The sequence below is a fragment of the Microcella sp. genome (genome assembly GCF_033763155.1).
Classification (GTDB): domain Bacteria; phylum Actinomycetota; class Actinomycetes; order Actinomycetales; family Microbacteriaceae; genus Microcella.
Genome location: NZ_JANRKZ010000247.1, coordinates 1 through 7,062, shown reverse-complemented (window position 1 = coordinate 7,062; position 7,062 = coordinate 1). Strand labels below are relative to the sequence as shown.

Here is a 7,062-nt window from a genome sequence, read left to right as displayed (position 1 = left end):
GTCAGCTCGGGCGCGGGTGCTGACGCGGGGCTCATCACGGCAATTGTGGCCGGGCTCGTTGCGGCCGTGTTTGGTGGCTCGAACATCCAGGTCTCGGGCCCGACCGGCGCAATGGTTGTCGTGCTCGGCCCCATCGTTGCGGCGCAAGGCGCGGGAGTCGTCGCGCTCGTGACGATCATGGCGGGCGTCTTGGTCCTCATTGCCGCGGTGTTGCGGCTCGGGCGAGCGGTCGCGGTGATTCCGTGGCCCGTCATCGAGGGCTTCACGCTCGGCATTGCCGTCATCATCTTCTTGCAGCAGGTGCCGTCGGCTCTCGGGGCTCCCGCGGGGCCGAGCACCAACTCGCTCGTGGCCGCCGTGCAGACGGTCGCCGCGACCGATTGGGCCGCCGCGCTCGTGCCGCTCGCGATCGTCGCCGTCGTCGCGGTCATCATGGTGCTCGCGCCACTCGTGCGGCCGTGGGTGCCGGGCTCGATCATCGCGATCATCATCGTGACGGTCGCCGCGACCTGGTTTGCCCTGCCGGTCGACACCATCGGCACGCTGCCCGCATCGTTGCCGGCTCCCGGTCTGCCGAGCCTGTCGGGGGTGGATGTCGCGGCCCTCCTGATTCCGGCTGCCACGATCGCGGCGCTCGCCGCCATCGAGTCTCTGCTCTCGGCCCGCGTGGGTGCCTCGCTCGCCGACACGGGCCGCCTCGACCCCGACCGTGAGCTCGTGGGGCAAGGGCTTGCATCCGTCGCCTCGGGATTATTCGGGGGCATGCCCGCGACGGGAGCCATTGCCCGCACGGCCGTGAACGTGCGGGCCGGCGGGCGGTCACGGCTCGCGGCGATCATCCACTCGCTCGTGCTCGTCGGTGTTGTGTATCTGGCCAGCACGATCGTTGCGACCATTCCGCTCGCGGCGCTCTCGGGCGTGCTCATGGTCACGGCCGTGCGCATGGTGTCGGTGCCGACCGTGCGACGCATCGTCACGGCCACCCGGTCTGACGCCCTCATCTTCGTCGCCACGGCCGTGGTGACGATCGCGTTCGACCTCATCATCGCCGTGGGCATCGGCATTCTCGCGGCGGGCGTCATTGCGCTGCGCACGCTCGCTGCGTCGAGCGGCGTGATCCGTGAGCCGCTGCCGGGCGAGCCGCAGCCGGGCGATGAGCGCATTGCGCTGTTCCGCCTCGACGGCGCGCTGTTCTTTGGCGCGGCCGAACGACTGACCGATGCCATCAGCGAGACGGCGGGCGTGAGCGTCGTGATCGTGCGGCTCTCGCAGATTCGCGACCTCGACGCCACGGGTGCGCGCGTCATCGTGGAGCTCATCGAGGGCCTTGAACGCCGCGGCATCACCGTGATCATCAAGGGCATTCAAGAGCGGCACCTGCGGCTCGCGACCCGGGTGGGCGTCGTCGGTGCGCTGCGGCACCCGAACCACCTCGTCGCCTCCCTCGACGATGCCGTCGAGCACGCCCGTTCGCACATTGCGCGCGAGCAGGCGACGGGCACGGGGTCGTAGGCCCCGCCGCCCCCTGGCGTTGCTCACCCTCCTGGGGAAAGCCGTGACCGACGAGGTCGCCACACTGAGATGCTCCGGTTGTGGTGAGCAGACTCCGGGCGGTCATCTATGTCGACGGCTTAAACCTCTACCGCCAAAAGCTGCAGCACCATCCCGACACCAAGTGGCTCGACCTCAATCGCATGTCTGAGCTTCTGCTCCCGACGCACGACATCGTCGGCATTGAATATTTCACGGCCCTCGTCAAGCCGGCGCTCGGCACTGACCCCCAGGCCCCCATTCGTCAGCAAACGTACCTTCGAGCACTCGCATCGCTTCCCACACTTCGTCAGCACTTCGGACAGTTTCGTCACGATTCGCGACGGCTCCCCGTCATCCCGATCGAGCTTGACGATGAGGGGGTGCCGCGTCGTGTGAAGGTGCGAAAGACGGAGGAGAAAGGCTCTGACGTTAACCTCGCCGCACGGATGGTTTTCGATGCGAGCCACGATCGAGCGGACGTCTACGTTCTCGTGTCGAACGACTCCGACTTCGCTGACATGCTCGGCCTGCTGAGCAACGAGCTGGATGCGAGGTTCGGGCTTTTCTCGCCCGTCGAGTCGCCTGCCGCGCGTCTCTTGCAGCAGCGGCCGTTGTTCATCAAGCCCATCCGCAGAGCGGTGTTGCTCGCATCGCAGCTGCCGTCGGCCGTCGTGACACCTGATGACAACACTGTCTACCGGCCTGCTGAGTGGCAGTGAGAGCGCCGCTTACGTGTGCGCTAACAAAAACAGGGGCCCCCGGAGGGGCCCCGTACCCGGTGGCCGAAGCGCCCGGGGGAGTACGTCAACGATATCAGTCCACCTTGTCACCGCCACGGCACCTCTCCACAATGGCGAGCAGGCGGCGGGCACGGTCAGCCCTGCCGACTAACCTGGGGCGAGTGACCACGACCGCGCCCAGCCCCCAGCAGGTGCTCGAGCGCGTATTCGGTTACCCGGCTTTCCGTGGTGAGCAGCAGGCCATCATCGACCACGTCGTGCGCGGCGGTGACGCCCTCGTGCTCATGCCCACGGGCGGCGGCAAGAGCCTCTGCTACCAGATTCCCGCGCTCGTGCGTGAGGGCGTCGGCGTCGTCATCTCGCCCCTCATCGCCCTCATGAAAGATCAGGTGGATGCCCTCGAGGCCGTCGGCGTGCGCGCCGCGTTCCTCAACTCAACCCAGGGCCCCGACGAGCGGCGGGCCGTTGAAGCCGCCCTGCTCGCGGGCGAGGTGGATCTGCTCTACATGGCGCCCGAGCGCGTCACCGTGCCGAGCACCGCCGAGTTGCTCGACCGCATCCGCGTCTCGCTCTTCGCGATTGACGAGGCGCACTGTGTGTCGCAGTGGGGCCACGACTTTCGGCCCGACTACCTCGCGCTGTCGCTGCTGCACGAGCGCTGGCCGAGCATCCCGCGCATTGCGCTCACCGCCACGGCCACGGCCGAGACGGCTGCCGAAATCGTGCAGCGGCTCGACCTCGGGCAAGCCCGGCGGTTTGTGGCGAGCTTTGACCGTCCCAATATCCAGTACCGCATCGAGCCGAAGAACCAGCCTGTGCAGCAACTGCTGCAGTTGATCCGCACCGAGCACCCGGGTGACGCGGGCATTGTGTACTGCTTGTCGCGGGCATCCGTCGAGAAGACCGCGATCGCGCTCGCCGAGCACGGCATCCCGGCGCTGCCGTACCACGCCGGTCTCGATGCGGCCACGCGTTCGAACCACCAGTCGCGCTTCTTGCGCGAAGACGGCATCGTCATGGTCGCGACGATCGCGTTTGGCATGGGCATCGACAAGCCCGACGTGCGATTCGTCGCTCACCTCGACTTGCCCAAGAGCGTTGAGGGCTACTACCAAGAGACCGGGCGTGCGGGTCGTGACGGCCTGCCCTCGACGGCGTGGCTCGCCTACGGGCTGCAAGACGTCGTGCAGCAGCGGCAGATGATCGATCGCTCCGAGGGCAACGCGGCCTACAAGCGCCGAATGAGTCAGCTGCTGGATGCGATGCTCGCGCTGTGCGAAACCGTCGAGTGTCGGCGGGTTCAACTGCTGGCGTACTTCGGCCAACGCTCGACCGCGTGTGGCAATTGCGACACGTGCCTCGCGCCGCCCGAGAGTTGGGACGGCACCGTGCCGGCGCAGAAGCTGCTCTCGACGATCGTGCGACTCGAGCGCGAGCGGCGCCAGCGCTACGGGGCGGGGCAACTCATCGACATTCTGCTGGGCAAGCGCACGCCGCGCGTCGAGCAGCTGGGGCATGCCGACCTCGCGACGTTCGGCATCGGCACCGAGCTCACCGATCAAGAGTGGCGGGGCGTTGTGCGGCAGCTGCTCGCGCAGGGCCTGCTCGCCGTGCACGGCGACGGCTACGGAACCCTCGTGCTTACCGAGGCGAGCGGCGCCGTGTTGAGCGGCACCCGAGAGGTGCGGTTGCGCCGCGAGGTCGCCCGCCCTACCCGGTCGGCTCGGCGTGCCGCGCCCTCCGACCTTCCCGCGGCCGCGAGTTCACTTTTCGAGCGCTTGCGTGCCTGGCGAGCATCCACCGCGCGAGCGCTCGGGGCCCCTGCCTACGTCGTCTTCGCCGACGCCACCTTGCGCGGCATCGCACTCACCGAGCCGTCGACGCTCGACGAACTCGCGACTGTGAGCGGTGTGGGTGCCGCCAAGCTGGAGAATTTCGGGGATGCGGTGCTCGCGATCGTGCGCGGCGACGAGCCGCCCGCCCTCGACATTCCCGCGGCGGAATAGAAACCGTGCCACGATAGGGCGGTGCTGACCTTCTTCGCCCGGGCGTTTCTCGGCCCCATCGCGCGACTGGTCTGGCGCCCCACTGTCATTGGCCGGTCGAACATGCCGGCGAAGGGTGCAGTGGTCGTCGCGAGCAACCACCTCTCGTTCATCGACAGCATCGTCATCAGCCTGCTCGCCCGGCGGCCCGTGAGCTTTCTCGCGAAAGAGGAGTACTTCACGGGCAAAGGCCTCAAGGGCGCGATTTCTCGCGGATTCTTCTCGGGGGTCGGGGCGATTCCCGTCAAGCGCGGGGCCGGCCAGGCGGCACAAGATGCCCTCGACGCGGGTCTTGCCAAGTTGCAGGCGGGCCAAGCCTTCTCGATCTACCCCGAGGGCACGCGCTCGCGCGACGGGCGGCTCTACCGCGGCAAGACCGGTGTTGCCTGGCTCGCGCTCACGGCGGGTGTGCCCGTCGTGCCCGTGGGGCTGCGGGGCACGCACGACCTTCAGCCGGTGGGCTCGAAGCGCATCCGTCTCGCCCGCATCACGATCGAATTTGGTGAACCGATGGACGTGAGCGCGTTCGGCGCGGCGTCATCGGGCCGCGCGCGCCGTCACGCGACCGACGCGATCATGGCGCGCATCCAGAGCATGTCGGGTCAGGAATACGTTGACCAATACAACGAGCCGCCGCCCGCGACGGTGCGCGAGCGCGTGCGTCGTTTCTTCCGCACGCGCGCCGAGTTGTAGGTATACCAGGCTAGACGAGAGTCAGCCCTCTGTTGAGCTCAAGCTTTCCATTCTTGAGGGTGCCCAACGCCACCCAGGTGGAAGTCGCCTAGATTCAAGGCGATCAGAGGCCTGCGTCAGTCGGCTAATTGATTCACGTTCAACAGGTGTTGTAGCGTCGCCGAATCCTGCACACAACGAGAGTCTGAAGCGACGTATGCCAGCCCGCCCATCGTTGCGCGCGTTTGTTTCGCAGTCAGATCGTTCTGAGCCGGGTCTGCCCTCTACAGAAGCTTTGACAGTCACCAACTACCTAGCCCACTATTCGTGTCACGGGCCTGCTCCCATGTGTCGGGTGAAACTCATCGGACGAAACAAACGGGGTTTGCACCCCGCCGCCCGGGCATCGAAGGCCTCTACCCCATCCGCAGGGTGTCCCTAACCTCGTCAAAGGGAGCGTCTAGCGACTTGCCACGGGAACTTGGCGCTAACGACCTTGAACGTTGGATGTCGTTCGGCGCGGTCGGCGTTGTGCTGTGGCAATAAACCACGCTACAGAACCGAGAATCGGCACAAACAAGACGACGGCGACCCACACGGCGGCCTCAAGCCCTCGTGTCGCTGGAGATCGCAGGATCTGCACCAACGCAATTAACGATATGACGATTGCAGCAGCGACGCAGATCGTCAGGAGGATGTCGAACTGTGCTAGCTGATTGTCCAAAGTCGTCGCCAATCTGGTTGCGAATAGACGGGTAATCTCGACGGACCAAGCTGCAAAAAGCAAGTTTTTCTTGACTTTTCTCAACCCGTCGCCAAATAGTAGAACACTCAGTCTACTAATGGAAGGACGAGCTACATGAAGCTCTTGACTTTGACAACCGCAGCGATAGCGTCCGCGATCCTGATCGCGCCCTTGGCTGCATTGCCGGCCACGGCTCAGAGCCAACCCAATCCGATCGTTGATGAAGCGACGCTACGTCTCCAACTCGTCGATGCGGGAGTTGATCCGAAGTTTCACGACTCTCTTGTGAGCACTGCTCTCGCCGGAGGTCAGTGGAAGGCGGCTTCCGGTGCTGCGCCGACGTCAACGACAACCTTTGAGAGTGAAGGTTACATGGTGACTCTTCGCGAGTTCGCTGACGGCTCTCGTCTGGAAACGGGTGTCGAGATCGGGACTCCAGCAACTCCCGAACAGCTCGCCGTCATCGTCGCCGAGGCTCGTCCATTCGTTCTTGGTATTGACAAGACGAGACGCAGTGGGTCTCTTGCCGATGACCTTCAAGTGGCTCCGCTCGCAACGGGCATTACCGGATGCACATACGGGACGAGCGCGGGCGTCTATTATGCAAGCAACTGTCATGTTTACTACAGCGGAATAAATTGGAGCAGCAGCTTCAGGGCCAACTATCAGAGGTGGTCGGGTAACGCGAAGGCTCAGTATCGCGTAGGCACGGCGCAGACTGTGACATGGCTGTCGGTGAACAACGAGGTCGTACAGTCCCTGGATAACTCTCGGAGGATCCGTTACTCGATGAATCTCTCCGCCGCAGGATGGGGTAACGCGCCGTTCCGACTTGACTTGGTGGTCACGCCGACGACGGCTTATGCGACCTACAGCTAGACCTTAGGGTCTGCTGAAACGTGAAGACTTCTGAGGCCCGTGCAGCATCCGGTGATGCTGCACGGGTCCCTATCCAATCGCGCGGACATGCACGCCGCGCAAGAACCGTCAGGCAGGACGGCCTGATTGAAACCTGCAACACAAGGTCGGGCCTATCGTTATTTGCTCCTTGCAAACACACGCGCACAGCACCTTTGCATCGTGGCCCGAGCACTTCAAATCCGCTTTGTCACAAAGAGCGTGTAACCCCGACCCAACCAGCCGCGCACCAACAACTTCCTAACCGCATGCTGCCAACTACTCGTCCCTGCGGCCGAGACGCGGTCGCTTAGCCCTTCTCGGCTGCTTTGGTCTTGGTCTCGGTCTCAGTCTCAGCCTCAGCCTCAGCGTCTTCGTCGGGCCGACGCCCGGTCGCGGCACCGGGAACCGGAGCCGTGAGCCGAAGCGT

At 65.0% G+C, this 7,062-nt stretch carries 6 protein-coding genes; 5 read left to right on the top strand and 1 reads right to left on the bottom strand.

Features of this window, described 5'->3' with window-relative positions; genetic code table 11:
* The 4 genes from SFU54_RS10665 to SFU54_RS10650 form a co-directional block, all read left to right on the top strand.
* Positions 1-1,512, top strand: a 1,512-nt coding sequence (locus SFU54_RS10665) for a SulP family inorganic anion transporter (RefSeq protein ID WP_319016255.1), incomplete at its 5' end; no start/stop codon positions are given.
* An 80-nt stretch (positions 1,513-1,592) separates the two neighbouring features.
* Positions 1,593-2,252 (top strand): NYN domain-containing protein, encoded by a 660-nt coding sequence (locus SFU54_RS10660; RefSeq protein WP_319016254.1) that lies wholly within the window; start codon positions 1,593-1,595, stop codon positions 2,250-2,252.
* A gap of 131 nt (positions 2,253-2,383) precedes the next feature.
* Positions 2,384-4,279, top strand: a complete 1,896-nt coding sequence (recQ, locus tag SFU54_RS10655) for a DNA helicase RecQ (RefSeq protein WP_319016253.1) — start codon at positions 2,384-2,386, stop codon at positions 4,277-4,279.
* Between the two features lie 21 nt (positions 4,280-4,300).
* The gene (locus tag SFU54_RS10650; RefSeq protein WP_319016252.1) at positions 4,301-5,011 is read left to right on the top strand and encodes a lysophospholipid acyltransferase family protein; all 711 of its coding nucleotides are present in this window, start codon (positions 4,301-4,303) and stop codon (positions 5,009-5,011) included.
* A gap of 466 nt (positions 5,012-5,477) precedes the next feature.
* On the opposite strand, the gene SFU54_RS11745 is transcribed toward SFU54_RS10650, so the two are convergent.
* Positions 5,478-5,714, bottom strand: coding sequence for a PLDc N-terminal domain-containing protein (locus SFU54_RS11745; protein ID WP_413466605.1), 237 nt, complete (start codon positions 5,712-5,714; stop codon positions 5,478-5,480).
* Between the two features lie 135 nt (positions 5,715-5,849).
* Between SFU54_RS11745 and SFU54_RS10645 the strand changes: the two genes are divergently transcribed.
* Positions 5,850-6,614: a hypothetical protein gene (locus tag SFU54_RS10645; protein ID WP_319016251.1), complete on the top strand. Its 765-nt coding sequence runs from the start codon at positions 5,850-5,852 to the stop codon at positions 6,612-6,614.
* The last annotated feature ends 448 nt before the right edge of the window (positions 6,615-7,062 follow it).

Coding starts and splice junctions, on each gene's coding strand:
- recQ (WP_319016253.1), top strand. CDS start 2,384: ATGGCGAGCAGGCGGCGGGCACGGTCAGCCCTGCCGACTAACCTGGGG.
- SFU54_RS10645 (WP_319016251.1), top strand. CDS start 5,850: ATGAAGCTCTTGACTTTGACAACCGCAGCGATAGCGTCCGCGATCCTG.